We start from the raw sequence: 26,084 nt of genomic DNA on the forward strand, positions 1-26,084 counted from the left end.
CGGTCGGGCGCTCAGTCCCACCGGCGGGCGTTGCCGGCGTTGATCCCGGGATCCTTGACCACGCAGAACGGCAGGCCCGCCGGATCCCGCATCACCCGCCAGTTGGGGGCCTGCCGGACGCGGGTCGCCCCCAACCCCTCCAGCCGCGAGACCTCGGCCTCCAGGTCGTCGGTGTGGACGTCGAGGTGCACGCGGGGCTCCCCGTCGTCCAGCCGCTGCACCAGGAGCCCGAACTCCTGGCCGGGCAGCATGCCGCCGTGAAACTCGGGATGCTGGGCAATGCGGGGCAGCTCGTGCCCCGTCGCGCCTCGCCAGAACGCCAGCGCCTCGTCGTGCTCGTCCCCAGGCACGTCGATCACGGCCAGGTGCAACCTGCTGTGGTGCGTCATCAGCCCTTCTTCCCGTGTGCCGCGCGTCGGCGATCCCGTCGTCGCACGATCTTCGCCGCCGTTCATCGTAGGGCGCGGGGGCCGCGGGCCAGTGCCGCGAACACGGCGCCCGCCAGCGCCACCCCGAACAGCACGCCGTACGTCAGCCGGAATCCGGCCATCAACTGCTCCACCGCCACCGGCGACAGCCGCGACAGCGTGCCCGCGTAGACCTGCGCGCGCAACGACGGAGCGACCGCGCTGGTCAGCACGCTCAGCGACAGGCCCACGCTGAGCACGATCCCGACATTCATCACCATGAGCCGGAAGCCGTTCACCACGCCCAGGCTCCCCGCCGGCAGGGCGCTCATCACCTGCGTGGTGTTCCCGGTCAGGAACGTGCCGCTGCCGCATCCGGCCAGGAAGAGCCCCACCCCGATGATCCAGTACGGCGTGCCGGGCCGGGCCGTCGCCATCAGGACCGCCAGGCCGGCCGCGCTGAACAGCGACCCCCCGATCGACAGCGCGTACGGCGAGACGCGCCGCCCCAGCGCGCCCGCGACGGGGGAGGCGAGCGCCATCCCGACGGGAACCGGCAGCACGGTCAGACCGGCGGTGAACGCGTCGACGCCGCGGGCCGCCTGGAAGTGCAGCGCCACCAGGAGGATCAGCGCCGCCCTGGCCAGCGCGTTGCAGAAGGAGGCCAGGTTCGCCCACGCCAGCATCCGGCCGCCGAACAGCCGCAGGTCGAGCACCGGATGCGCGGCCCACCGTTCGACCAGGAGGACGAGCGGTGCCAGCACCGCGGCCACCACCGCGCCCACGACCACGACAGGACCGCCGTTGCCGATCTCGGACAGCGCCAGGAGGAGCGCGGTCAGCGTGGCGAAGATGAGCAGGTTGCCGAGCGCGTCCACGGGCTCGCGCGGCCCCCGCGGCATCCCGCGCAGCGTGAGCGCCCCCCACACCAGCGCGATCACCCCCGCGGGGACGTTGACCCAGAAGATCCACTGCCAGCCGGCCGCCTCGGCGATCAGGCCGCCGACGGTCGGCCCTGCGAGCTGCGCGATGGACAGCGTGCCGATGTAGACGCCCATGCCCTGGCTGAGGCGGTCCGGCGGGAAGGCGGCCGTGATGATCACTGTTCCGTTGGCCAGGATCATCGCCGAGCCGATCGCCTGTAACACCCGCATCGCGACCAGGAACCAGACGCCGGGCGCGAGGCCCGCCAGCAGCGAGCCGACCGTGAACAGCGCGAACCCGGCCAGGTAGACCTCCCTGCGGCCGAGCAGGTCGGCGATCCTGCCGAAGAAGACCAGGCTGGCGGTGTTGACCAGGAGGAAGGAGAGCAGGATCCAGCCCGACTCGAAGGGGGTGGCGTGGAAGTGGCGGACGACGGCCGGGAGGGCGACGTTGAGCGTGCTGCCGGCGATCCCGATCAGCACCAGGCCGAGGCTGGTCACCGAGCAGACACGCCAGGCGTAACGGAGTCGGCTGGTGTAGTCGGGGGAGACGGCGACCATGCTCCCACTATGACGTACGACGTACGTCCGCTTGATCCCGCCACCCCCCGAGCCGCGCGCGAGAAGCGATGCCGTCAGCGGGCGCGTTTGCGCAGGCCCTCCAGGTCGTGGATCACCACCCGGCGCCGCCCCGTCTCGATCAGGCCCCGGTCGCGCAACGTCCGCAGCGCCTTGCTGACCGCCTCCCTGGACGCGCCCGTCCACCCCGCGAGCTCGTCCTGCGACAGCGGCAGCGCGACCCGCAGCCCGGTGCTCGTCTGCTCGCCGTACCGTTCGGCCAGCTCCACCAGCCGTGTCGCCACCCGCCCCGTCGTGTCGAACGCGCCGTACTCGACCCGCTTGCGGTCCGCGTCTCTCAGCCGCCCGGTGACCAGCTGCATCAGCAGCACCGCCACCCGCCCGTGCGCCCGCAGGAACCCGGCGAAGTCGCGGACCACCACCCCCGCCACCGGCTCCAGCGCCGTGACGGTCGCCGAGCGGGGCGAGCCGTCGATGGCCGACATGTCGCCGATCAGCCCGCCGGGCCCGCGCACCGCCAGCACGACCTCCGTCCCGCCGCTGGTGTGGGAGGACACCTTGACCCGCCCTTCGAGCAGCAGCAGCACCCAGTCGGAGGTGTCTCCCTCCGTCATCAGCACCTCGCCCCGCTCCCAGCGTCTGGGGCGACCGGCGGCCTTCAGGGCCTCGGTCTCGTCAGGGGTCAGCATGGACAGGAACTCTCCGGCCTCTGCGGTCATGACCCGATTATGCGGGGCAGGGCCGCCAGCACGTAGGCCTCCACCTCCTGTTCCTTCCCCTTCAACCGCAGCGCCCCGAGAGGTGTGGCCGTCACGCCGGCGCCGAGCTGGGCCAGAGTCGTGGCGCCGATCACCACCGTGCCGGGCTCCGCCATGGCCTCCAGCCTGGCCGCGACGTTCACCGCGTCGCCCATGGCGTTGAAGCCCCGCAGCTCCGGGCTGCCGATGTTGCCGACCAGCGCCATGCCGGTGTTGATGCCGACCCTGAAGGTCGGCCAGCCGTCGGCGGCGACCCGCCTGGCCGCCTCCTGCATGGCCAGGGCGGCCCGGCACGCGGCCAGCGCGTGGTCCTCCTGGGTGGCGGGCGCGTTGAAGAGCGCGAGCAGCGCGTCGCCCACGAACTGCACGATCGTGCCGCCGTTGCCGAGGACGCAGGGCACGGCCGCGGTGTGATAGCGGTTCAGCATCTCGACGATCTCCCCGGGCGTGACCCGCTCGGAGAACGTGGTGAACCCCTTGAGGTCGGCGAACAGCGCCGTCAGCTCGCGCAGCTCGCCGCCGAGCGCGGCCTGCCCGGGGTCGGCCAGCAGGCGGTTGGCGACGTCGGGCGACATGTACTGCCGGAACAGCGTGTCGAGCTCGGCGTACAGACGGGCGTTCTCCAGCGAGATCGACAGCTGGCTGGCCAGGGTCGCGGCCAGGGCCTCGTCCTGCGCGGTACGGCCGAGCGGCACCTCCAACGCGCCCGCCAGGTGCCCCTTCACGGTCAGCGGATAGACGACCAGGCCCTCGCGCCTGATGGGTGCGGTGCCGTCGAAGACGTACTCGCGCGAGCCGATGCTCACTTTGCCGTCGGCGACCAGGCCGATGCGGACGTCGCCGTAGGCCTGCCGTACCCGCTCCAGGGCGCCGGTCAGCAGGTCGGACTCGGCCAGCCGTACCCTCGTCTGCGTCCCGACGTCGACGAGCGCCGCGAGGCGCTCGGACAGCTCGCGCTCGCTGGCCAGCGCCTCTCCGGCGCGGTCGAGGACCGCCGCCTGGCCCTCGGTCAGCTGGAAGCGCCCCGCCAGCCGTACGGCAGGCAGCTTGGTGCCCTTGCGGACGTGCTCGACCAGCTCCTCCAGCGCCTGCTCGTACTGCTCCTGGATCCTGACCACCGTCGCCGACAGCGCCACCGAGTCGAACAGGCCGGCGCTCGACCCCTCGCGCCGGAACTGCAGGTAGGCGCTGTAGGCGACGAAGACGAAGGCCAGCGTCAGCAGGATGTGCCACTCCCACCACGACAGGTGCCAGTTGAGCTGGGACATTCCCGCGATCATGGCCTCGGCCAGCAGCGCGTAGGCGGTCATCAGGCTCACCAGGATCGCCGAGCGCCGCCTGCGGTGCAGGAGGAACATCATGACGCCGGCCGCGACGAACAGCACCATGCCGGGCACCGAGAACCAGCCGAACCACGGGATGGGCGCCTCCGCGGGCGGCCTGCTCAGCGGCGTCAGCCCGGGCACCAGTGAGGCCACGCCCCACATCACCATGATCCCCAGCAGGACCGCCCTGATCAGGTCCTGCGCCGCCAGTACCGTCCTGGCCTGCCCCTCGCCGAGCGGGAACGCCGACGCGAAGGCGAAGACGGCCGCCACCGTCAGCCCGACCTGCTGGCCGATGTCGAACCCGAGGGAGGGCGCCGCGAGGATGATCTGCGGCGTCGCCAGGCCGTGCAGGAAGAAGAAGCCCGCGCTGCTCAGGAACACCATCGACACCAGGAACAGCCGCGCGTCCTCCCGCCTGCGCGCCGCCTCGCTGATCATCAGGCCCAGCACCACGTTGATGCCGGCCACGACGAGGATCATCCAGAAGTGGCTGGGGTTGTGCTGCCACCTCACGTTGATGCCGCCCGGGTCGGCGAGCAGCAGCCACAGCCCGAGCAGCGGGAGGACCAGGTGAATCGCCCACACCACCGCTCTGACGGGCTGGCTGGCGGGCGGCAGGTAGGTGTTCACGGACGATTATCCCCACGCCCGGGAGGAATCCAAGGCGTCGATTCACCGGCTCGGCGCGTTGGTCTGCCCGGGGCAGGAGGAACGCCGCGGGGGCCGGTACGGCATGCCGTACCGGCCCCCGCGAACGAAGGAACCTCAGCCGAACAGCGCGGGCAGCGCGCCCGTGTGGACCTCGCGCAGCTCGGAGACGGGCACCTCGAAGGCGCCCTCCACCACCAGCGACTCGCCGCCGGTCTCGCCGAGCCCGTAGCAGGGCACCTCGAACGACGCGCACAGCGCCGCGAACTCCTCGAAGTGCTCGGCCTTCACCGCGACCAGCGCCCGCGCCGACGACTCGCTGAACAGGGCGACGAACGCGTCTTCGGGCAGCGCGACCTTCGCGCCGACCCCCTGGGCCAGGCACGCCTCGGCCAGCGCGATCGCCAGGCCGCCGTCGGACAGGTCGTGCGAGCCGGCCACCAGGCCCTTCGCGGCCGCCTCGACCATGACGGAGGCCAGGCCCTGCTCGGCCACCAGGTCCACCTCCGGCGGCAGGCCGCCGAGGTGGTCGTGGGCGACGCGCGCCCACTCCGAACCGCCGAACTCGTCGCGGGTCTCGCCGAGCAGCGCGATGCGCAGACCAGGCTCGGTGAACCCGGAGCGGACACGCTTGGCGACGTCGTCGATGACGCCGAGCACGCCCACGACGGGCGTCGGGTGGATGGCCGCCGCACCGGTCTGGTTGTAGAAGGACACGTTGCCGCCGGTCACCGGGACGCCGAGGGTCCGGCAGGCGTCGGCGAGCCCGCGGACGGCCTCGGCGAACTGCCACATGACCTCCGGGTCCTCGGGGGAGCCGAAGTTGAGGCAGTTGGTGACGGCGAGCGGCCGCGCGCCCGTCACCGCGACGTTCCGGTACGCCTCGGCCAGCGCCAGCTGGGCACCCGCGTAGGGGTCGAGCTTGGCGTAGCGGCCGTTGCCGTCGGTGGCCAGCGCGATGCCGCGGGTCGTCGGCGTGGCGCCCTCCATGACCTCGGAGATGCGCAGCATGCCGGCGTCGGCGGGCTGGGCGAGCACCGTGTTGGAGCGGACGTACCTGTCGTACTGGGAGGTCACCCACTCCTTGGAGGCGAGGTTGGGCGAGCCGAGCAGCTGGAGCAGCGTGGCCTTCAGGTCGGCGGGCCGCGGCAGGTCGACGACCTCGTTCAGCGCGGCCTGGCCCGCGGGCTCGTGGAAGGGCCGCTCGTAGACGGGGCCCTCGTCGGCCGCGGTGCCCGGCGGGATGTCGACGATGACCGAACCGTCCCAGGTCATCACGAGCCTGCCGGTGTCGGTCACCTCGCCGATCACGACGGCGGGCACGTCCCACTTCTCGCAGATCGCCATAAAGGCGGGGATGTCGGACGGGGCCACCACGGCCATCATCCGCTCCTGCGACTCGCTCATCAGGATCTCCTCGGGCCTGAGCGAGGGGTCGCGGAGCGGGACCAGGTTGAGGTCGACGTGCATGCCGCCGGTGCCCTTGGCGGCCAGCTCGGTGGTGGCGCAGGAGACGCCCGCCGCGCCGAGGTCCTGGATGCCCACGACCACGTCGGCCGCGTACAGCTCCAGGCAGCACTCGATGAGCAGCTTCTCCATGAACGGGTCGCCCACCTGGACGGCGGGACGCTTGGCCGAGGATTCGTCCTCGAACGTCGCCGAGGCCAGCACCGAGGCGCCGCCGATGCCGTCGGGGCCGGTGGAGGCGCCGAAGAGCACGACCTTGTTGCCCGGTCCAGGCGCGGTGGCCAGCTTGATCTGGTCCTTGCGCAGCAGGCCCACGCAGAGCGCGTTGACCAGCGGGTTGCCGATGTAGCAGGGGTCGAAGACGACCTCGCCGCCGATGTTGGGCAGGCCCAGGCAGTTGCCGTAGGAGGAGATGCCCTCGACGACGCCGGGCAGCACGCGCCGGGTGTCGGCCTGGTCGGCGCCGCCGAAGCGCAGCGCGTCCATGACCGCGATCGGGCGCGCGCCCATCGACATGATGTCGCGCACGATGCCGCCGACGCCGGTCGCCGCGCCCTGGTGCGGCTCGACGTACGACGGGTGGTTGTGCGATTCGATCTTGAAGGTGGCGGCCCAGCCGTCGCCGATGTCGACGACGCCGGCGTTCTCGCCCATGCCGACCAGCAGCGCCTCGGACGCGGGCGCCTTGCTGGCGAACTGGCGCAGGTGCACCTTGGACGACTTGTACGAGCAGTGCTCGGACCACATGACCGAGTAGATGGCCAGCTCGGAGGAGGTGGGACGGCGGCCGAGGATCTCGCGGACCCTGTCGTACTCGTCCTGCTTCATTCCCAGCTCGGCGAACGGCATCGCCTCGTCGGGCGTCTCCGCGGCTCGCTTCACCGTGTCGAGGCTCATGCGTTCACCAGCTTCTTGAGGATGGAGGTGAAGAAGCCGAGGCCGTCGGTGCTGGGGGCGCCGACCAGTTCCTCGACCGCGTGTTCCGGATGCGGCATGAGACCGACGATGTTGCCCGCCTCGTTGCAGATGCCCGCGATGTCGTCGAGCGAGCCGTTGGGGTTGCCGCCGAGGTAGCGGAAGACCACCCGGCCGTTGGCCTCCAGCTCCTGGAGCGTCTCGGCGGAGGCGACGTAGCGCCCCTCGCCGTGCTTGACCGGCAGCACGATCTCCTGGCCGGGCGCGTAGTCGGCGGTCCAGGCCGTCGCGTTCGTCTCGACCTTGACGCGCTGGTCGCGGCAGACGTAGTGCAGGGAGGCGTTGCGGGTGAGTGCGCCGGGCAGCAGGTGCGCCTCGCACAGGATCTGGAAGCCGTTGCACGTGCCGAGCACCGGCAGCCCGCCGCGGGCGGCGGGGACGAGCTCCTCCATGATCGGGGCGAACCGCGAGATCGCGCCGCAGCGCAGGTAGTCGCCGTAGGAGAAGCCGCCGGGCAGGAAGACCGCGTCGACTCCCTTCAGATCGTGGTCGCCGTGCCAGAGCGGCACCGCCTCCGCGCCCGCCAGCCGTACGGCACGGGCTGCGTCCTGGTCGTCGAGAGTTCCTGGAAACGTGACAACGCCCACACGGGCAGCGCTCATGACTTTCGTCCCCTCCGGAGGAATGCGCACGCCACGCCACCGTCTCATGGTGTGGACGGCGGTCTGCGGCGGTGCCTCCAGGGTATCGGCTGCTGCCCGATGCCCTCTCGCGGCCTGTCAGGAAGGCGGCCGACCTGCGGGGAAGCGGCTCAGGGCCTGCGGGGGAGCCGGATCGGGACCTGAGAAGGGAAGCGGATCAGGGCCTGCGGGGGAGCCCGATCGGGACCTGACGGGGGAAGCGGATCAGACGGCGGCGAGCTCGCGGGGGCGGGCGCCTTCCTCGTGGTCCCACGCCAGGTGCTTGCGCAGGTGGACGGTGGTGCCGCGGCCGGGCGTGATGCCGAAGGAGATCTCGTCGACGACGGAGCGCATGATGAGCAGACCGCGACCGTTCTCCGTCTCGGGCGGCGGGTAGTGCAGCGGCATCGACGGCAGGCCGGTGCCCGCGTCAGCCACCTTCACGTCGCAGCGGCCGTAGCCGATGGACGCGCTGACCTCGTACCTGTTGGCGGGACCGCCATGGCGCACCGCGTTGGAGCAGGCTTCCGACACGGCCAGCAGCATGTCGGAGATGCAGCTCTCGCTCACGCTGAGTGAGCGCATCGCGTCACCTAGCACCCGTCTGACCATCGGTATGCCGATCGCATCCCGCGGCAGCGCCAACGAGAACTCAATGTCCACCGGACTCCTCCGAGTGCGGGAATCTCACCTGGAGGAGGTTTCCCCGTGAAATCAGGGCTAACCGCAAAATCACGTTGTTGTTATTTAGTGTTGGTAAGCCCGTGGGATTGTGGCACGGCCAAACCCGGCTTTAAACCGCGATGGTGATTTCTGGCCGCCAAATGTGCCGTTCTACTCCTCGACCCGCACGGTGTACTCCTCGATCACCGTGTTGGCCAGCAGGGTCTCGGCCATCTTCCGGACCTCCGCGAGGGCCGCCTCGTCGGCGACGCCCTCCAGTTCGAGCTCGAACCGCTTGCCCTGGCGCACCTGGGAGACGCCGGAGAAGCCCAGGCGCGGCAGCGCGCGGGCGATGGCCTGGCCCTGCGGGTCGAGGATTTCCGGCTTGAGCATGACGTCGACGATGACGCGCGCCACGGCGCTCCTCCTGAAGCTGAGGTACGGGGTTGCGGCGTTCAGCCTAATGCCCCGCCCGTGGTGAACCCGCCCCACCCCTGCCTCCGACCTCTCCATCCGGCCCCACACCGCCTCTGACGAGACCGGCCCGCGTGTCGGGCGTGGGGCTGGCGCGGGGCTGGGCTCTCTTGACCTGCCGTTGGGGATCCGGACGGCTGCCAACGTGATCCCCGCCGGGAAGGTTCGTGCACGATCCACCGGGAACGGGGAGGACATGGGGCTTGCGCGTAGGGCTGTGACCTCTGCCACCATGTCCCCAAACGCGTACGAACCACCACCAGATGGGCCGTACGCCAGAAAGGCCGGGAAGAGTATGGCAACCCCAGCGAACCGGCCCCGACCGCACAGGAGTGGCACGTGACCGTCGACGCCTCTCGTGGTGCAGAAGCACCCCCAGAGCTCGTGCAGTTGCTCACCCCCGAAGGGGAGCGGATCGAGCACCCCGACTACGACATCGACCTGACGCCCGACGACGTGAGGTCGCTGTACCGCGACCTGGTGCTCGTCCGCCGCGTGGACCTGGAGGCCGTCGCCCTGCAGCGCCAGGGCGAGCTGGGCATCTGGGCCTCGCTGCTCGGCCAGGAGGCCGCGCAGATCGGCTCGGGCAGGGCGCTCACCGACGCCGACATGGCCTTCCCCACCTACCGCGAGCACGGCGTAGCCTGGTGCCGCGACGTCGACCCGGTGAAGCTGCTGGGCCTGTTCAGAGGGGTCAACCACGGCGGGTGGGACCCGTCGGAGCACAACTTCCACCTCTACACGATCGTCATCGGCAGCCAGACCCTCCACTCGGTCGGCTACGCCATGGGCATCCAGCGCGACGGCGCCAACGCCGCCACGATCGCCTACTTCGGCGACGGCGCCACCTCCCAGGGCGACGTCAACGAGTCGTTCATCTGGGCCAGCGTGTTCAACGCCCCGATCGTCTTCTTCTGCCAGAACAACCAGTGGGCGATCTCCGAGCCGCTGGAGAAGCAGACGCGCATCCCGCTCTACCGGAGGGCGTCGGGGTTCGGCTTCCCCGGCATCCGGGTGGACGGCAACGACGTCTTCGCCTGCCTGGCCGTCACGAGGAAGGCCCTGGAAGCCGCGAGGACCGGCCAGGGGCCGACCCTGATCGAGGCCTTCACCTACCGGATGGGCGCGCACACCACGACCGACGACCCGACCCGCTACCGGGTGGCCAGCGAGCTGGAGGCGTGGAAGCTCAAGGACCCGATCGAGCGCCTCAAGGCGTACCTGTTCAAGAACGAGCTGGCCGACCAGGAGTTCTTCGACGCCATCGACGCGGAGGCCGAGGACCTCGGCGCCGACCTGCGCAGGCGCTGCCTGGAGATGCCCGACCCCGGGCCGCTCGACATCTTCGACCACGTCTACAGGGAACCCCACGCGCTGATGGAGCAGGAGCGCGCCCAGTACGCCGCCTACCTGGAGGGCTTCCAGTCATGACCATGCTGACCCTCTCGAAGGCGATCAACGAGGGCCTGCGCAGGGCGATGGAGGACGACCCGAAGGTCCTCATCATGGGCGAGGACGTCGGCAAGCTCGGCGGCGTCTTCCGCGTGACCGACGGCCTGCAGAAGGACTTCGGCGAGGACCGCGTCATCGACACCCCGCTGGCCGAGTCGGGCATCATCGGCACCGCCATCGGCCTGGCCCTGCGCGGCTACCGGCCGGTCTGCGAGATCCAGTTCGACGGGTTCGTCTTCCCGGCCGCCGACCAGATCATCACCCAGCTGGCCAAGATGCCGCTGCGCTCGCTGGGCGCCATCAAGCTGCCCGTCGTGGTCCGCATCCCGTGCGGCGGCGGCATCGGCGCGGTCGAGCACCACAGCGAGTCCCCCGAGGCGCACTTCACGCACACCGGCGGCCTGCGCGTGGTCGCCTGCAGCAATCCGGCCGACGCGTACACGATGATCCAGCAGGCCATCCTCAGCGACGACCCGGTGATCTTCTTCGAGCCCAAACGCCGCTACTGGGAGAAGGCCGACGTCGACACCACCGCCACCGACTGGTGGGCCCCCCTCGACCGGGCCGCCGTGGTACGGCCGGGCGACGACGTCACGCTGTTCGCCTACGGGCCCATGGTCAAGACCTGCCTGGAGGCCGCCGCGGCCGCCCAGGAGGACGGCCGTTCCGTCCAGGTGGTCGACCTGCGCTCGCTCAACCCGCTCGACTTTCCCACGGTCATGGAGTCGGTGCGCAGGACGGGCAGGGCGGTGGTCGTCCACGAGGCGCCGGTCTACAACGGCTTCGGCGCCGAACTCGCGGCCAGGATCACCGAGGAGTGCTTCTACCACCTGGAGTCCCCCGTGCTGCGGGTCGGCGGCTTCTCCACCCCCTACCCGCCGTCGAAGCTGGAGGAGCACTACCTGCCTGACCTGGACAGGATCCTCGATGCCGTCGACCGTACCTTCACCTACTGAGAGGGGGATCTCGAATGCGTCGTGAATTCAAGCTCCCCGACGTGGGAGAGGGCCTCACCGAGGCCGAGATCGTCCGCTGGCACGTCAAACCGGGCGACTCCGTCAAGGTCAACCAGATCGTCGTGGAGATCGAGACGGCCAAGTCGATCGTCGAGCTGCCGTCCCCCTGGGCCGGCCTCGTCGCCGAGCTGATGGCGGAGGAGGGGCGGACGGTCGACGTCGGCGTGCCGATCATCGCGGTCGACACCGACGAGCCCGCTCCCGCGGGTACGGCGGCGCCCGCCCCCGGGGAGCCGGCCGGCCGGGCCGCCGCACTGGCCGACGACATGGTGCCGAGCCCGCCCGCCGAGGGCGCCGTCGAGCCGGGCGTGCACGGCAGCCCCGCGCCCAAGGAGGAGCGCACTCCCGTCCTGGTCGGCTACGGCGTCAAGGCCGGCGCGGCCAAGCGCCGCCCCCGCAAGAAGGCCACCACGCCTCCCGCCGCGGCCACCTCCGCCTCCACCTCCGCCCCCGCCGGGCCGCAGGCCGTCCGGGCTCCGGCGCCGCCTGCTGCTCCGGCGCCGCCTGCTGCTCCGGTGCCGCCCGCTGCTTCGGTGGCCAACCCCGAGCGGGTGGCCGTCCCCGGGCCCGGCGCCGCCCAGCCGCTGCCCGAACCCTGGCCCGCCGGGGGCCGGGTGACCCCGCTCGCCAAGCCGCCGGTCCGCAAGCTGGCCAAGGACCTGGGTGTGGACCTGGCGACGCTGCGTGGCACGGGCCCGCAGGGCTCCATCACCCGCGATGACGTGCATGCCGCCGCGCAGGCCGCCACCGCGCCGCGGGCCGCCGAGCCCGCCCGCCTCGCGCCGCAGGACGGGGAGGAGCGCATCCCCGTCAAGGGCGTGCGGAAGATGACCGCGCAGGCGATGGTCGCCAGCGCCTTCACCGCGCCGCACGTCACCGAGTTCCTGCAGGTGGACGTCACCGAGACGATGGCGGCCGTCCAGCGGCTCAAGCAGCTTCCCGACTTCGCCGAGGTCAGGGTCTCGCCGCTGCTGCTGGTGGCCAAGGCGGTCCTGGTGGCCACCCGCCGCTATCCGATGATCAACTCGGCCTGGGACGAGGCCGCCCAGGAGATCGTGGTCAAGCACTACGTGAACCTCGGCATCGCCGCCGCCACACCGCGCGGGCTGGTCGTGCCGAACATCAAGTCCGCCCACACGCTCGACCTGCCGGGCCTGGGCAGGGCGCTGGGCGAGCTGACGGAGACGGCACGGGCGGGCCGTACGCAACCGGCCGAGATGGCCGGCGGCACGATCACGATCACCAACGTGGGCGTGTTCGGCGTCGACACCGGCACCCCGATACTCAACCCCGGCGAGTCGGCGATCCTGGCCTTCGGCCAGGTCAAGGACGCGCCGTGGGTGGTGGACGGGCAGCTGGCCGTCAGGAAGGTGACCACGCTCGCGCTGTCGTTCGATCACCGGATCGTCGACGGCGAGCTCGGCTCGCTGTTCCTGCGCGACGTCGGCGCGATGCTCGAGGACCCGCTGCGCATGCTGGCCTGGAGCTGAGCTCAGGACGCCGACGGGCGGGCGCCGGTCGCCGGCGCCCGCCCCACGGCTAGGCTGAAGCCATGATCCGTCACATCGTGCTGCTGACCTGGACCGACGACGCCACCGAGGAGCAGAAGGCCGCCGTCGAGAAGGGCCTGGCCGCCCTGCCCGCCGTGATCCCCGAGCTGCGCCGCTACGAGCTCGGCAGCGACCTCGGCCTCGCCGGCGCGGGCAACGCCGACTTCGGCATCGTCGCCGAGTTCGACTCGGTCGCCGACTTCGAGGTCTACCGCGACCACCCGCAGCACCACGCCGTCATCAACGAGCACATCGTCCCGATCAGGAAGGCTCGCACCGCCATCCAGTTCGAGGTCTAGAGCCGCGCGGAGCACTTGCGGCAGCCGGGGGGCGGCACCGGCCGCAGGTCGGTCCACCCCGCCTTCGTGACGATGGTCGCCGCATACGGAACCCCGTCGGGCGGCCGCGACACGCTGAGCACCTTCCCCGTCAGCGGGTCGATCGTCGCCTGCGCGGGAGGCAGCTGCTGCGTTCCGAGCAGTTCCCCGGTCGCGGGGTCGATCACCACCTGCGTCCCGTTGAGGGACTGCAGGGCGATGCCGCGCAGCCCGAAGTCGCCCGGCACCCGGTCGAGCACCGTCACCCCCGGCACCTTCGCCAGCAGGAGGTAGGCCGCGGCCCTCGTGGCGGGGGTGGCAGGGACGCGCGTGACGAGGGAGAAGGCCGCCCGCTCCAGCCACTCCTCGCGGCGGGGGGTCCGGCCGGGGTCGTAGCTCTCCAGCAGCCTGGCCCGCAGGGCGCCGGGCTCGTCGGGCAGGTTCCGCAGCTCCGTCAGCGTCGGCTCCAGCCCGTCGGCCAGGGTCAGGCTCCGGCGCAGGTCCGTCGTCGGGTAGGCGGGCAGGTTCGGGTCACATCCTCGCGCGGGACACAGCCTCGGCGAGCCCGCCCGCTTCCAGGCCTTCCTGGCCGCCTCCCCGTACGGCTTCGCCGACACCGGCTCGTGCCAGCTGTAGACCTCCTGGCTGGGCCCGAAGGCGAGCGACTCGACGGCCCGTTCCTCGACGAGGTACCCGTCCCCCTTCAGCCGGACGACCCGTTCGGAGTCCTGCCGCCAGTAGCGGCCCTTCGCCTCCGGCGTGGCCGCCAGTCGGGCCGCCGCCACCTGAAGCTTCCGCAGCGGGGTGACCGCGGCCGGCTGCTCGTCCGCCCGCGGGATCAGGGCCGCCACCGCGCCGATGACGAGGACGACGGCCGCCGCCGCGAGCGCCGTCCCCGTCCACGCCCACCATCCCGCCCATCGGCTGCTCGCGCGCCGCGGCTGGACGGCCGGGGGGAGCGCCTGCCCGGACAGGACCCGGTCCCGTGTCGCCGCGAGCCGTTCGGGCGAGGCGGGCGGCACGTCCGGCATCACCGAGTCGATGACCTGGAACTCGTTCATCCCGTCACCTCACGCAGCTTGGTCCTGGCCCTGCTCAACCGGGAGGCGACCGTCCCCGTGGCGATCTTGAGCGCCGCGGCCACCTCGTCGTATGTCAGCCCGCCGTACGCGACGAGCAGCACCACGTCACGCTCACCGGGTGACAGCCGCGCCAGCGCCCCCGCCAGCCGGTCGGCCCGCACGTCGGCGGTGAGCCTGTCCACGATCCGTTGGTCGTGCCCCTCGTCGTCGGGTGGCGGCCCTGACCTGGCCATCGCGCGGTACCTGCGCACCTCGGCGCGGCGATGGCGGCCGATGAGGTTGGTCGCGATGCCGTACAGCCACGGCCTGACCTCTCCGAGGGCGGAGTCGAAGCGGTCGCGCTGCCGGAAGGCGATGAGGAAGGTCTCCGCGGCGAGGTCCTCGGCCACGTCGAGGTCGAGCCTGCGCCCGATGTAGCGCCGGATCTCCTCGAAGTGGGCGTCGAAGACGGCCTCGAAGACGCCTGGAGCGGTGATCACACCCTTGATTGCCCGCAGCGGGCCGGTCCTTCCCGACGATTTCAGACTTCGGGCGGGTTGTTCTCCCGGTGCATCAGCCGGTCCTCGGAGGTGTGGCCGCGGCGCGGGGCCAGCACGATGCTCAGCACCACGCCGACCCCGCCGACGATCATGAAGATGACGCCGATCCTGTCCATGTGGACGGCGCTGCCGAACACGTCGGGCTCGATGGCGAAACGGAGGATGGCGCCGAGCGTGAGGAAGAAGATGCTGACCCCGACACCCATGACGACCTCCGGAGGGTAAAGACCACGTACGGAGACGGTCATACCCTCCTGGTGAAGATCACACCCTCAGGCGTGACACGTCAGCGGTCGCCCGCCGTTGAAGGCGATCATGTCGAGGACGGCGGCCGCCAGGTCGACGTCGCCGCCGGTGGCGTCGGCGTAGGCCCGGTGCAGGTTGCCGACGATGCGCTCGCCGTCGACCAGCGCGCCGTACTCGCCGAGATCGGTCTGCCGGGCCAGCTCCAGCGGCGACAGCCCGGCCGCCATCCCCGCCTCGGCGGTCTGCCGGACGAACCGCAGGTAGCCGCGCACCGTGTCGATCGCCGAGGGGCCGCACACGTCGCCGTGCCCCGGCACGATCGTCTCCGCGCCGAGCGCCTCCAGCTGGTCGAGCGCGGCCAGCGCGCCGTCCACCGAGCCCATCAGCACGAACGGCGTGCCGCCGTTGAAGACCAGGTCGCCCGCGAACAGCACCTTGCGCGACGGGATCCACACGTAGGAGTCGTTGGTGGTGTGCGCGGCGAACCCGACGTGCCTGACCTCGCAGCGCAGGTCGTCGGAGTAGAGGGTGACGCCGTCGGTGTAGGTGAGGAACGGCGGCACGGGATCGAGCGTGCCCCATTCGACGTCGGGAGACCACGCGCCCAGGTAGGTGGGCACCCCGTCGGCGAGGATCCGCTCCCTGGTCCGCTCGTGCGCCACGATCGTCGCCTCAGGGAACAGGTGGTTGCCGAAGGTGTGGTCACCGTGGTGGTGGGTGTTGACCAGCGTGGTGATCGGCCGGTCGGAGACCTGGGCGATGGCTTCGCGGTAGGCGCGGGTGCGGCGCTCGGTGGAGCAGGCGTCGATGGAGATGACGCCCCTGCGTCCGGCCAGGAACCCGGTGTTGTTGATCCACCAGCTCCCGTCGGGCTGGATGTAGGCGTAGACGCCCTCGGACACCTCTTCGACACGTGGGGACATGTCGTGAAGGTACACGGAAGGCCGCCCACCGCGGGGGTGGACGGCCTTCCGGACCTGCCGCGGGAGCAGGTGGTCTAGAACGCCTCTTCCGGCAGGTCCATCAGGTCGAGGCCGGTGTTCTCCAGCACGGCCCGCTCGGCGGCCAGGCGCGGCAGCACGGTCGTCGCGAAGAACGACGCCCCCGCCACCTTGCCCTGGTAGAACGGGTCCTCGCCCTCGGCCAGCCGGGCCAGCGCGATCTCCGCCTGGCGCAGCAGCAGCCAGCCGATGATCAGGTCGCCGAGCGACAGCAGGAAGCGCGTGGTGTTGAGCCCGACCTTGTAGATCTCGCGCTGCGCCTCCAGCGAGCCCAGCGCCCAGCCCGCCAACGTGTCGCCCATGGCCTTGACGTCGGCGGCGGCCTGGGCGAGAAGCCTGCGCTCCTGCTTGAGCCTGCCGTTGCCGGCCTCGGAGGCGGCGAAGGCGTTGATCTCGGCCATGAGGGAGCCGACCGCCGCGCCCTGGTTGCGCAGGATCTTGCGGAAGAACAGGTCGAGGCCCTGGATCGCGGTCGTGCCCTCGTACAGGGAGTCGATCTTCGCGTCGCGGATGTACTGCTCGATCGGGTAGTCCTGCAGGTAGCCCGAGCCGCCCAGCGTCTGCAGCGAGCGCGACAGCAGCTCATAGGAGCGCTCGGAGCCGACGCCCTTGACCACGGGCAGCAGCAGGTCGTTCATCGCCTCGGCGTGCTCGTCGCCGGGGTTGACCAGCAGGGCGTCCTGGAAGGTGGCCGTGTAGAGGACCAGCGCGCGCATGCCTTCGGCGTACGACTTCTGGAGCATCAGCTCGCGGCGCACGTCGGGGTGGTGGGTGATGGTCACGCGCGGCGCGGACTTGTCGGCCATCTGGGTCAGGTCGGCACCCTGGAGACGGGACTTGGCGTACTCCAGCGCGTTGAGGTAACCGGTCGACAGCGTCGCGATGGCCTTGGTGCCGACCATCATCCGGGCGTGCTCGATCACCATGAACATCTGCCTGATGCCCTCGTGCACGTCGCCGACCAGCGTGCCGATCGCCGGGTGCTTGTCGCCGAAGGTCAGCTCGCAGGTCGTGGAGACCTTCAGGCCCATCTTCTTCTCGACGTTGGTGACGTAGACGCCGTTGCGCTCGCCGAGCTCGCCGTTCTCCAGGTTCACGTGGTACTTGGGCACCAGGAACATCGACAGGCCCTTGGTGCCGGGGCCCGCGCCCTCGGGCCTGGCCAGCACCAGGTGGAAGATGTTGTCGGCCATGTCGTGCTCGGCGCTGGTGATGAAGCGCTTGACGCCTTCGATGTGCCAGGTGCCGTCGGGCTGCTGGATGGCGCGGGCGCGCCCGGCGCCGACGTCGGAGCCCGCGTCGGGCTCGGTCAGCACCATGGTGGCGCCCCAGTTGTTCTCGATCGCCAGCTCGGCGAACCGCTGCTGGTCGGGGGTGCCGACCTTCCACAGCGTGTAGGCGAAGTTGGGGCCCGCGGCGTACATGTAGAGGGCCGGGTTGGCGCCCAGGATCATCTCGGCGGCCGACCATGCCAGCGAGCGGGGGACGCCGGGCCCGCCGAGCTCGGCGGGCAGGTCGAGGTGCGCCCATCCGCCGTCCATGAGCGCCTTGAACGACTTCTTCACGCCGGCGGGTACGGTCACCGTCGAGGCGGCCGGGTCGAAGACCGGAGGCGTGCGGTCACCCTCTTCGAAGGAGTCGGCCAGCACACCCGTGGCGAGCCTGTTGACCTCGTCGAGGATGCTGCGGGCGACGTCCTCGTCCACTTCCGAGAACGGGCCGTTACCGAGGATCTCGCGGCGACCGAAGACCTCGAAGAGGTTGAACTCCAGGTCCCGCACGTTGCTCTTGTAGTGGCCCATGGCCGCTGTCTCCTTGAACCGGGGGCGTTAGTACTGGCGAGTAACCTTACTCCCAATGCTACCCATGGGTAACCTCCGCTAAGCACATACTCTCGTCACATGGATGCCGAGGCGCTGAACGAACGATGGCGGCGAAACCTGGAGTCATGGGCCATCCCGCCGGAAATCCTGGCGAAGGCGCCCGTCGACCCCTGGGGCCACTCACCCACCCGTTTCGCGGCCAGGACCGACCGCGCGCTGGCCGAGCCCGGCGGGCCGACCCTGGACCGGGTGGCCGAGGCCCTGCCCGAGGGCGGGACGCTGCTGGACGTCGGCTCGGGCCCGGGCGCGGCCTCCCTCCCGCTGGCCGACAGGATCGGCGAGCTGATCGCCGTCGACACCTCGGCCGCGATGCTCGGCGAGCTCACCGTCAGGGCGGACAAGGCCGGCGTCCGCGTGACGACCGTCGAGGGCAGGTGGCCGCAGGTCGCCGAGGAGGCCGGCACGGCCGACGTCGTGGTTGCCGCGCACGTCGTCTACAACGTCCCTGACCTGGCGGTGTTCCTGCGCGCCCTCGACGCCCACGCCACCCGCAGGGTGGTCGTCGAGCTGCCGCACCGCCATCCGATGAGCTGGATGAGCCCGCTGTGGGAGCACTTCCACGGGATCAGGCGCCCGGTCCGGCCCATCGCGGAGGACGCGGTGGCGCTGGCCGCCGCGCTCGGCTTCGAGGTGCGGGTGGAGGAGCGGGAGGCACCCGTCGAACGCTTCGACACGATCGAGGAACTGGCCGCCAGCGTCTGCCACCGGGCCTGCCTCGAGCCTTCGCGGGCGGAGGAGGTGGCCGAGACGGCCATGTCGATGGGCATGTGGCCGGTGCCCCGCGACCGCTGGGTCACGCTCTGGTGGAATCGGCGCGCCACCTGAGTCGTTGGGACGAGTGAGCGACCCGCTCCCGGACGAGACGCGCCGTACCCGGAAAGCCAAGACGACGCACCCCTACGACAGAAGGAGTGCTTCGCATGGCTTGGGTCATTCTCGTCGCCGCCGGCCTGCTCGAGGTCGCGATGGCCTACTCGCTGAAGATGAGCGACGGCTTCTCGCACGTGTGGTGGGCGGTGAGCTTCCTCGTCTTCGCCGTGCTGAGCTTCGGCGCGCTCGCCTTCGCGCTCAAGAGCCTGGAGGTCGGTACGGCCTACGCGGTGTGGACGGGCATCGGCGCCGTCGGTACGGCCACGCTCGGCATGCTGATGTTGGGCGACGACGTGTCGGCGGTCAAGCTGGGCTCGATCGCGCTCATCCTGGTCGGGGTCGTCGGTCTCAACCTCGCCGGGGCCGGACACTAGCCTTGCCGCATGATTGAGATCCATGCCGTGACCATCGACGCCGCGGACCCGTACGAGCTCGCCACCTGGTGGAGCAAGGCCACGGGCCTGCCGCTGTGGGGTGACTGCGCGCCCGGTGACGACGAGGTCGCGATCCGCACCCACCAGGACCCGTTCGTGCTGTTCATCAAGGTGCCCGAGGGCAAGACGGTGAAGAACAGGGTCCACCTCGACGTCAACGGCATCGACGGCAGCTCGCGCGACGAGGAGGTCGAGCGCCTGCTGGGTCTCGGCGCGACGGTCCACCAGGACCACCGCAACCCTGACGGCACCGGCTGGGTGACCATGCTCGACCCGGAGGGCAACGAGTTCTGCGTCTGCCGCTCGCAGGCCGAGAAGGACGCGGCGTCGGCGTGAGGCCGCCGGCGGTGCGTGGGCGGCGGCGTCGCCCACGCACCGTGCGCCGCTCTCTCGAAGGGTCGAACGGCTAGCGCGCCCTGCCCTTCATGGTCAGCGTCAGGATGCCCGCGATGAGGTACACCAGCGCGCCGCCCCACAGCGCGTCCCAGGCGGCACCGAAGATGCCCTCGCCGTCGATGACCAGCTGGATCGGGTAGGTGGCGACCGCCGTGATGCCGGCGGGCAGCAGGGCGAACTTCCACGGGTGGCGCAGCGACCAGTGGCGCGCCTGCCGGGTGACCCGGTCGCCCTCCTCCGGCTTGGCGATCGCGCCGATGGCCGCGATCAGGGCGAACAGGCTGACGCCGAGCCCGAGGGCCCACGGCAGGTCGGCCGGGCCCGGCAGGATCACGCCCATGCCGTAGCTCGCGGCGGCCACCACGCCGCCGCCCACGGCGGCGGCCTTCCAAGGGGCGCCACGCAGCGCGGCGCCCGACAACGACAGTTCTTCGCGTCGGGAGAGCTCGTTCATGTAGCCAGAGTGCCGTTCGGCGGCCCCTGTTCACATCGGGGAATCACCCTGAGAGTCCCCGGAGGCCGGCCTGCCATGATTTCGGGCATGCAGGAACTCCGCATCGAGCGTCTCGGCGCCGACGAGACCGACCGGCTCAGGGCGATCAGGCTGCGCGCGCTGGCCGACGCCCCCGACGCCTTCGCCTCCACCCACGCCAAGGAATCCGCCTTCCCCGAGGACAAGTGGGCCGAGCGGCTTGTCGCCCCCGGCTCCGCCTGGTTCGTCGCCACCAGTGACGGCCAGGACACCGCGCTGGCCTGCGGTTTCGAGGAGCACCCCGGACACGTGCACCTGGTGTCGATGTGGGTCGCCCCCGAAGCGAGAGGTCAGGGGCAGGCGGACCGCCTGCTCGACGAGGTCGTCGCCTGGGCCCGCGCCCGCGACGCCGAGGAGATCGGCCTGTGGGCCGTCGACGCCAACACCGCGGCCCGCGCGCTCTACACGCGCAGGGGCTTCATCCCCTCGGGCAAGGTCATGGCGCTGCCGTCCAACCCGGACCTGATGGAGTCGCACTACGTGCTCTCCCTGGTCTTCCGTACGGCACGCGCCGCCGACGTGCCCGTCATCGTCGCGCTCATCACCGACGACGCGATCTCCGCCGCCAGGACGGGGGAGTACGGCGACGACCACCGGGCCGCCTTCGAGGCCATCGACGCCGACCCCAACAACGAGCTGATCGTGCTGGAGCTGAAGGGGGAGGTCGTCGGCACCATGCAGCTCACCTACATCCCCGGCATCTCCCGGCGCGGCGCCACCCGCCTGCAGGTCGAGGCGGTGCGGATCGCCGCCCACCTGCGCGGGCAGGGCTGGGGCCGCAAGATGATGGAGTGGGCGCACACCAGAGGCAGGGCGCGCGGCTGCGCGATGGTGCAGCTCACCTCCGACAAGCGGCGCGAGGACGCGCACCGCTTCTACCGCTCCCTCGGCTACGCCCAGTCACACGAGGGGTTCAAGCTCCAGCTCGACTAGGTTGTCGTGGTAGACGGCGCCCCTGCCCATGTCGGCGTCGCGCTCGTCCACCACGGCGTTCGGGTTCGAGCCGCCGATGGTGTGCTTGGGCCACCTGCCCTTGGGGCTGGCCACCACGCCCTTGGCGACGCGGTCGCTGACCTCCACGTCGGCCAGGAAGTAGCCGTTGTGGTTGACCACCCTGACGCGCTGGCCCGTGGACAGGCCCCTGGCGTGCGCGTCGGCGGGGTTGACCAGCACGACGGGGTCCTTGGCCCTGCGCAGCAGCTCGGGGTTGTTGCCGAACGTGGTGTTGAGGAAGGTGTGCGAGGCCGGCGTGATCAGGGTCAGCTTGTCGCCCGCCGGATCGGCACGGGCGGAGAGGGAGGGCACGTAGGCCTTGCCGCGCCGGGGGAAGCGCAGCCGGCCCGACGGGGTGGGGAACCCCTCGGCGAACGGCGCGAAGGGCGTCGGGTAGCTCATCCGCACCCAGCCCTCCTTGCGCAGGCGGTCGAGCGTGATGCCGTCGAGGGACGGGTGGCCGCTGGACAGCAGCTCGGCGGCCAGCTCCAGGTCGGAGTCGTACAGCGACGGCTCGGTCATGCCCATGTGGGCGGCCAGGCGGCGGAAGGTCTCGGTGGTGGACAGGGCCTCGCCCGCGGGCGCGACGGCGGGCTCGTTCCACATCAGGTACATGTGGCCGTAGCCGGCGTGCAGGTCCATGTGCTCGGTCTGCATGGTGGCCGGCAGCACGACGTCGGCGTAGTCCACCGTGTCGGTGGGGAACTGCTCCATGACGACCGTGAACAGGTCCTCCCGCAGCAGCTTGCGCCTGATCCTGTTGGAGTCGGAGGTGGAGCCCACCGGGTTGGCCAGGTAGACCCACAGGCACTTCACGTCGTCGAGGTCGGCGGCCAGGCGGGTCATGAACCTGGTCCTGACCGGACCGGCCAGCAGGTCGAAGCGGCGGTCGATGTTCAGGCGGACGTGGCCGGTGGTGGAGTAGGCGACGCCGCCGCCCGGGTGGCGCCAGTCGCCCGTGACGCCGGGGATGGCGGCGATCGTCCGCATCGCCGTGCCGCCGCCCTCGTGCCGCTGGATGCCCATGGTGGCGCGGATCGCGGTCGGGCGGGTGCGCGCCAGCCGCATCCCCAGGCTGTGGACGGCCTCGGCCGGGATCCCGGTGACCTCGGCGGCCCGCTCGACCGGCCACTCCTCGATCTCCGCCCGGAACTCCGCCCAGCCCTCGGTGTGCTGCGCCAGGTACTCCTCGTCCTGGGCGTTCTCCGCCAGCACGACGTTGAGCAGCCCGAGCGCCAGCGCCGCGTCCGTGCCCGGCCTGATCGCCAGGTGCTCGTCGGCCTGGTCGGCCGTCCTGGTGCGGATCGGGTCGATCGCCACCACGTAGGCGCCGGCCGCCCGGCCGTCCTGGATGAACTTCCACAGGTGGTGGCCGCTCGTCAGGGTGTTGGTGCCCCAGAGGATGATCAGCCTGGCCTGGGCGAAGTTCTCCGGGTCCATGCCGCCCGCGGTGCCCTGGGTGCGCGCCAGACCGAGGCTCCCGGCGACCGAGCAGATGTTGAGGGAGTGCTTGCCCGCGCCGAGCACGTTCCAGAACCTGCGTCCCGCCACGCCCTCGCAGCCCTGCAGGTAGCCGAGGGAGCCGGTGCCGAGGTAGGGCCAGATCGCCTCGCCGCCGTGCTCGTCCACGATCGCGCGCAGCCTGGTGGCGATCTCGTCGAGCGCCTCGTCCCAGGTGATCCGCTCGAACCGGCCCGAGCCCTTCGGCCCCGTACGGCGCAGCGGGTACAGGATCCTGTCGTCGGCCCTGGTGTGTTCGAGGTACCGGTTGACCTTCACGCACAGGGCGCCCCGCGTGTACGGCTGGTCGGGATTGCCGCGCATTCTGACGGCCTGGCCGTCCTCTACGGTCACGACCCAGGAGCACGTGTCAGGGCAGTCAAGCGGACACGCCCCCAGAACCCGCAGTTCCCCCGACTTTCCCGACGCCCCCGACTTTCCCGACTTGGCCGACATGGCATCGAGTGTAGGCGCAGCGCCCCCACCGGGACGCTGCGCCCGGCAGCGTCAGCTCAGCGCCTTGGGCGCGTCGAGCCCGTGCGCGCCCTTGCCGTGAGAGGTGGTGGCCTTGGAGGTGACGGCGGGCGTGTGCGGCCCGTTGGTCAACGAGGAGTCGAAGGCGTAGGTGCCCACGACCGTGGCGATGGCGTCGGCGTTGACGTCGAGCGCCGTGTCGCTGATGTTCTTGATGGTGTCGCAGGCCTGGTGGTAGCACCGGTCGTAGCGCTCGCCCGCCGTACCGCCCCACAGGGCGACCTCCTCGGGCGTCTTGCGCTTCTCCGCCCCCGTGAACAGGCCGCCGGCGGGGATCCCGACCGCGATGAACGGCCCGTAGTCGGAGCGGCCGTCGAAGTCGGTGCCCTTGAAGGCGAGATCGCGCCCGGCGTAGAACTGCTCGAAGTACTTCTCGATCTGCGCCGAGCCCTCGGGTCCCGGGCCCGCGCCCACACCGTCGGAGTCGTCGCCGTCGTAGACGTGGTAGACGAAGTTGGGCGAGGCGATCATGTCGAAGTTGAGGTAGAGGGCGATGTTCGCCTTCTCCTGCTCGGTCAGGTTCGCCACGTAGTGCTCGGCGCCGAGCAGGCCGAACTCCTCGCCGCCCCAGAAGGCGAAGCGGACCTTGTTCTCCGGCTTCGCCTTGGCCATCCGGAGCGCCACCTCCAGGATCGCGCCGGCACCCGAGCCGTTGTCGTTGATGCCGGGGCCGTCCTCGACCGAGTCGAGGTGACCGCCGGCCATCACGACCTTGTCCGCGCGGCCGTGCCGCGACTCGGCCAGCACGTTGTACGACTCGTAGGTCTTGACCTCCGTCTCCCACGAGAAGGTGAAGCCCACCTCCGCGCCGGGCGTGGCCGCCAGGTCCCTGCCCTCCCAGAAGCTGGTGAACAGCACCGGGATGTCCTGCCGGCCGCCCAGGTCCGGGTTGACGTCGGCCTCGGTACGGCCCGGCTGCCCCTCGTTGAACAGCACGACGCCAGTGGCGCCCGCGGCCTTGGCGTTGGCCACCTTGATCGCGAAACTGCAGGTGCCGCGCTGGATCAGCGCGAAGTCGCCCGCGGTGAACCCGGCGAAGTCGGCCGGCTCGCACCCCGAGGTGGAGGAGCTGGGCGCCGGCCCCGGCGGGATCTGCACGTCGACAGGCTGGATCTTGGCGGTGAAGCTGCCCTCGGCGGTGTGGCCCGACGGGATCCAGTCGAGGCCGAGCGCGTAGACCTTCGGGTTCGGTGACTTGCGTTCGATGACGGTTGGTCCCCCGAGAGCACACGAGCGGCGGCCCGCCGAGCTGTCGACGGGCCGCCGGTGGGATCTAGCTCAGCTCGACCTTGTCGTGGTCGTGGCCGTCGCCGGTGGTGCGGGCCACGCCCGCGGTCGTGCGGGGGCCCGTCGCCCTGAGGCCGTTGACGGCGCTCGTGTCGAAGGCGTAGGTGCCGACCAGCGTGGCGATCGCGTCGGAGTTGACGTCGAGCGCGGTGTCGTCGATGTTCTTGATGGTGTCGCAGGGGGCGTGGTAGCAGGGGTCGTACTCGATCCCCGCGGTGCCGCCCCAGATCGCGACCTCCTCCGCGGTCTTGATCTTCTCCGCGCCGGTGAACAGGCCGCCGCCGGGGATGCCCGCGTCGATGAAGGCCTTGTAGTCGGACCTGCCGTCGAACTCGCTCGGCTTGGACCGCAGGCCACGCGCGGTGTAGAAGTCCTGGAAGGCCTTCTCGACCTGCGCCGAGCCCTCGGGTCCCGGCACGCCGAAGGCGTCGCCGTCGCCGTCGTACACGCCGTAGGTGAAGTTCGGCGAGGCGATCATGTCGAAGTTGAGGTAGAGGGCGATGTTCGCCTTCTCCTGCTCGGTCAGGTTCGCCACGTAGTGGTTGGACCCGAGCAGCCCGAACTCCTCGCCGCCCCAGAAGCCGAAGCGGACCTTGTTGGCCGGCCGGTGCGCGGCCAGCCGCAGCGCCACCTCCAGCACGCCGCCGGCGCCCGAGCCGTTGTCGTTGATGCCGGGGCCCGGCTGGACCGAGTCGAGGTGCGCGCCTGCCATCACGACGTTGTCGCCGTCGCCCCACCGGGACTCGGCGATCACGTTGTAGGTGGTCCGCGTCTCGACCAGCTTGTCGAACGACACCTTCACCGTGGTGCCCGGCTTGGCGGCCAGCTCGTCGCCGACCGCGAAGCTGGTGAAGAAGACGGGCACCGGCACGTTCTCGCCGATGCCCGGGTTCACCCGGGCCGTCGTCCGGCCGGGCTGGCCCTCGTTGAAGATGATCACTGCGGAGGCGCCCGCGGCGACGGCGTTGGCCACCTTGTCGGCGAAGTTGCAGGTGCCGCGCTGGACGAGGGCGATGTTGCCCCTGGTGAAGTTCGCGAAGTCGCTCGCCTCGCACCCCGAGGTCGAGCCGGGGGTCGCCGGCGGCGGCAGCACGACGTCGACCGGCTGCACCGGGGCGGTGACCGTACCGGCGGCGCTCGCGTCCACCTCGGTGAACTCCGTCACGTGGGCGAACGACTTCGGCTCTGGAGCGGTCCGCTGCAGGACCGGCGGCGTCTTGTAGCCCTCGAACTCGAACTCGAACGGCTGGACCGTCACCTTGTAGCCCGCGAGCCGCAGCAGGGTGGCCACGTAGTCACGAGACAGTTCGTAGCCGCGCGTGCCGTCCACGCGGGTGTTGCCGTTGGCCTTTCCGATGAGGTCGAGCACCTGTAGGTGGCGCTTGACGTTCTCGCCCTTGACCGCGTTCACGAGCTTGCGCACCGCGTTGGCGGGCGCGTCCGCGTGGGCGGTGCCGGTGAGCGTCAGAGGTGCGACGAGAACCGCGGCCAGCAGGCCCTTGCCCAGACGGGAACGCATACGTGCTCTCCTCGGAGAATGAAAATGCTTGTCCTCGACGGCTAAGTGCATGCTCGGAAAGGTATATTGGCGACCCTTTATCGGAAAGATC

At 70.9% G+C, this 26,084-nt stretch carries 25 protein-coding genes and 1 riboswitch; of the genes, 8 read left to right on the top strand and 17 right to left on the bottom strand.

Translation table 11 applies throughout. The features are described 5' to 3' along the window. Nucleotides 1-11 precede the first annotated feature (11 nt). The 8 genes from ABZX22_RS38800 to purS all read right to left on the bottom strand — a co-directional run bounded on the left by ABZX22_RS38800 (nt 12) and on the right by purS (nt 8,785). On the bottom strand, nt 12-389 hold the full coding sequence (locus ABZX22_RS38800) for a VOC family protein (protein WP_354919979.1): 378 nt from the start codon (nt 387-389) through the stop codon (nt 12-14). 62 nt (nt 390-451) lie between these two features. Beyond that, nucleotides 452-1,891, bottom strand: coding sequence for an MFS transporter (locus ABZX22_RS38805; RefSeq protein WP_354919982.1), 1,440 nt, complete (start codon nt 1,889-1,891; stop codon nt 452-454). Nucleotides 1,892-1,965: 74 nt separating this feature from the next. Then, nucleotides 1,966-2,628: a Crp/Fnr family transcriptional regulator gene (locus ABZX22_RS38810; protein WP_354919984.1), complete on the bottom strand. Its 663-nt coding sequence runs from the start codon at nt 2,626-2,628 to the stop codon at nt 1,966-1,968. After that, complete coding sequence (locus ABZX22_RS38815; RefSeq protein WP_354919987.1) at nt 2,625-4,625, bottom strand: adenylate/guanylate cyclase domain-containing protein; 2,001 nt, start codon at nt 4,623-4,625, stop codon at nt 2,625-2,627. The genes ABZX22_RS38810 and ABZX22_RS38815 overlap by 4 nt, the downstream gene beginning before the upstream one ends. Before the next feature lie 135 nt (nt 4,626-4,760). Beyond that, nucleotides 4,761-7,007 (bottom strand): phosphoribosylformylglycinamidine synthase subunit PurL, encoded by a 2,247-nt coding sequence (gene purL / locus ABZX22_RS38820; RefSeq protein WP_354919990.1) that lies wholly within the window; start codon nt 7,005-7,007, stop codon nt 4,761-4,763. Beyond that, nucleotides 7,004-7,687 carry a phosphoribosylformylglycinamidine synthase subunit PurQ gene (gene purQ / locus ABZX22_RS38825; protein ID WP_354919993.1) on the bottom strand — a complete coding sequence of 228 codons (684 nt, stop codon included), beginning with the start codon at nt 7,685-7,687 and terminating at the stop codon, nt 7,004-7,006. Before purQ ends, purL begins: the two co-directional genes overlap by 4 nt. 243 nt (nt 7,688-7,930) lie before the next feature. Next, on the bottom strand, nt 7,931-8,317 hold the full coding sequence (locus tag ABZX22_RS38830; RefSeq protein ID WP_354920068.1) for an ATP-binding protein: 387 nt from the start codon (nt 8,315-8,317) through the stop codon (nt 7,931-7,933). A gap of 222 nt (nt 8,318-8,539) precedes the next feature. After that, nucleotides 8,540-8,785, bottom strand: a complete 246-nt coding sequence (gene purS, locus ABZX22_RS38835) for a phosphoribosylformylglycinamidine synthase subunit PurS (RefSeq protein WP_354919996.1) — start codon at nt 8,783-8,785, stop codon at nt 8,540-8,542. 396 nt (nt 8,786-9,181) lie between these two features. On the opposite strand from purS, the gene pdhA reads away from it, so the two are divergent. The 4 genes from pdhA (at nt 9,182) to ABZX22_RS38855 (ending at nt 13,159) form a co-directional block, all read left to right on the top strand. Continuing rightward, the gene (pdhA, locus tag ABZX22_RS38840) at nt 9,182-10,273 is read left to right on the top strand and encodes a pyruvate dehydrogenase (acetyl-transferring) E1 component subunit alpha (RefSeq protein WP_354919999.1); all 1,092 of its coding nucleotides are present in this window, start codon (nt 9,182-9,184) and stop codon (nt 10,271-10,273) included. Then, nucleotides 10,270-11,250, top strand: coding sequence for an alpha-ketoacid dehydrogenase subunit beta (locus tag ABZX22_RS38845; RefSeq protein ID WP_354920002.1), 981 nt, complete (start codon nt 10,270-10,272; stop codon nt 11,248-11,250). Before pdhA ends, ABZX22_RS38845 begins: the two co-directional genes overlap by 4 nt. Nucleotides 11,251-11,264: 14 nt before the next feature. Next, a complete protein-coding gene (locus ABZX22_RS38850; protein WP_354920005.1) occupies nt 11,265-12,800 on the top strand; it encodes a dihydrolipoamide acetyltransferase family protein in 1,536 nt (511 codons plus the stop codon). A 62-nt stretch (nt 12,801-12,862) separates the two neighbouring features. Next, a complete protein-coding gene (locus tag ABZX22_RS38855; RefSeq protein WP_354920008.1) occupies nt 12,863-13,159 on the top strand; it encodes a Dabb family protein in 297 nt (98 codons plus the stop codon). On the opposite strand, the gene ABZX22_RS38860 is transcribed toward ABZX22_RS38855, so the two are convergent. From ABZX22_RS38860 to ABZX22_RS38880, 5 genes are all read right to left on the bottom strand, one after another. Beyond that, the gene (locus tag ABZX22_RS38860; protein WP_354920011.1) at nt 13,156-14,238 is read right to left on the bottom strand and encodes a hypothetical protein; all 1,083 of its coding nucleotides are present in this window, start codon (nt 14,236-14,238) and stop codon (nt 13,156-13,158) included. The two genes, ABZX22_RS38855 and ABZX22_RS38860, sit on opposite strands and share 4 nt — an antisense overlap. Next, nucleotides 14,235-14,738 carry an RNA polymerase sigma factor gene (locus tag ABZX22_RS38865; protein ID WP_354920013.1) on the bottom strand — a complete coding sequence of 168 codons (504 nt, stop codon included), beginning with the start codon at nt 14,736-14,738 and terminating at the stop codon, nt 14,235-14,237. Before ABZX22_RS38865 ends, ABZX22_RS38860 begins: the two co-directional genes overlap by 4 nt. A gap of 41 nt (nt 14,739-14,779) precedes the next feature. Next, complete coding sequence (locus tag ABZX22_RS38870) at nt 14,780-15,004, bottom strand: hypothetical protein (protein WP_354920016.1); 225 nt, start codon at nt 15,002-15,004, stop codon at nt 14,780-14,782. Between the two features lie 66 nt (nt 15,005-15,070). Then, on the bottom strand, nt 15,071-15,967 hold the full coding sequence (locus tag ABZX22_RS38875; RefSeq protein ID WP_354920019.1) for an MBL fold metallo-hydrolase: 897 nt from the start codon (nt 15,965-15,967) through the stop codon (nt 15,071-15,073). Nucleotides 15,968-16,041: 74 nt separating this feature from the next. Next, nucleotides 16,042-17,847, bottom strand: a complete 1,806-nt coding sequence (locus ABZX22_RS38880) for an acyl-CoA dehydrogenase (protein WP_354920022.1) — start codon at nt 17,845-17,847, stop codon at nt 16,042-16,044. Between the two features lie 99 nt (nt 17,848-17,946). Between ABZX22_RS38880 and ABZX22_RS38885 the strand changes: the two genes are divergently transcribed. From ABZX22_RS38885 to ABZX22_RS38895, 3 genes are all read left to right on the top strand, one after another. Beyond that, nucleotides 17,947-18,753, top strand: a complete 807-nt coding sequence (locus ABZX22_RS38885; RefSeq protein ID WP_354920025.1) for a class I SAM-dependent methyltransferase — start codon at nt 17,947-17,949, stop codon at nt 18,751-18,753. Between the two features lie 10 nt (nt 18,754-18,763). Continuing rightward, nucleotides 18,764-18,824, top strand: a riboswitch (guanidine-III (ykkC-III) riboswitch). A 24-nt stretch (nt 18,825-18,848) separates the two neighbouring features. Continuing rightward, the gene (locus ABZX22_RS38890) at nt 18,849-19,172 is read left to right on the top strand and encodes a multidrug efflux SMR transporter (RefSeq protein WP_354920028.1); all 324 of its coding nucleotides are present in this window, start codon (nt 18,849-18,851) and stop codon (nt 19,170-19,172) included. Between the two features lie 9 nt (nt 19,173-19,181). Continuing rightward, complete coding sequence (locus ABZX22_RS38895; RefSeq protein ID WP_354920031.1) at nt 19,182-19,568, top strand: VOC family protein; 387 nt, start codon at nt 19,182-19,184, stop codon at nt 19,566-19,568. 70 nt (nt 19,569-19,638) lie between these two features. Here ABZX22_RS38895 and ABZX22_RS38900 read toward each other — a convergent pair whose 3' ends face one another. Beyond that, entirely contained in the window at nt 19,639-20,082 is a 444-nt protein-coding gene (locus tag ABZX22_RS38900; protein ID WP_354920034.1) for a hypothetical protein, read from the bottom strand. Nucleotides 20,083-20,169: 87 nt separating this feature from the next. Between ABZX22_RS38900 and ABZX22_RS38905 the strand changes: the two genes are divergently transcribed. Continuing rightward, nucleotides 20,170-21,093: a GNAT family N-acetyltransferase gene (locus tag ABZX22_RS38905; protein ID WP_354920037.1), complete on the top strand. Its 924-nt coding sequence runs from the start codon at nt 20,170-20,172 to the stop codon at nt 21,091-21,093. On the opposite strand, the gene ABZX22_RS38910 is transcribed toward ABZX22_RS38905, so the two are convergent. The 3 genes from ABZX22_RS38910 to ABZX22_RS38920 form a co-directional block, all read right to left on the bottom strand. Continuing rightward, the gene (locus ABZX22_RS38910) at nt 21,061-23,109 is read right to left on the bottom strand and encodes a molybdopterin-dependent oxidoreductase (protein ID WP_354920040.1); all 2,049 of its coding nucleotides are present in this window, start codon (nt 23,107-23,109) and stop codon (nt 21,061-21,063) included. The genes ABZX22_RS38905 and ABZX22_RS38910 overlap by 33 nt on opposite strands. A gap of 51 nt (nt 23,110-23,160) precedes the next feature. After that, complete coding sequence (locus ABZX22_RS38915) at nt 23,161-24,285, bottom strand: M28 family metallopeptidase (protein ID WP_354920043.1); 1,125 nt, start codon at nt 24,283-24,285, stop codon at nt 23,161-23,163. 175 nt (nt 24,286-24,460) lie between these two features. Then, complete coding sequence (locus tag ABZX22_RS38920; RefSeq protein ID WP_354920045.1) at nt 24,461-25,993, bottom strand: M28 family peptidase; 1,533 nt, start codon at nt 25,991-25,993, stop codon at nt 24,461-24,463. Between the last annotated feature and the right edge of the window lie 91 nt (nt 25,994-26,084).

The sequence above is a fragment of the Nonomuraea sp. NPDC003804 genome, assembly GCF_040610675.1.
Taxonomy (GTDB): domain Bacteria; phylum Actinomycetota; class Actinomycetes; order Streptosporangiales; family Streptosporangiaceae; genus Nonomuraea.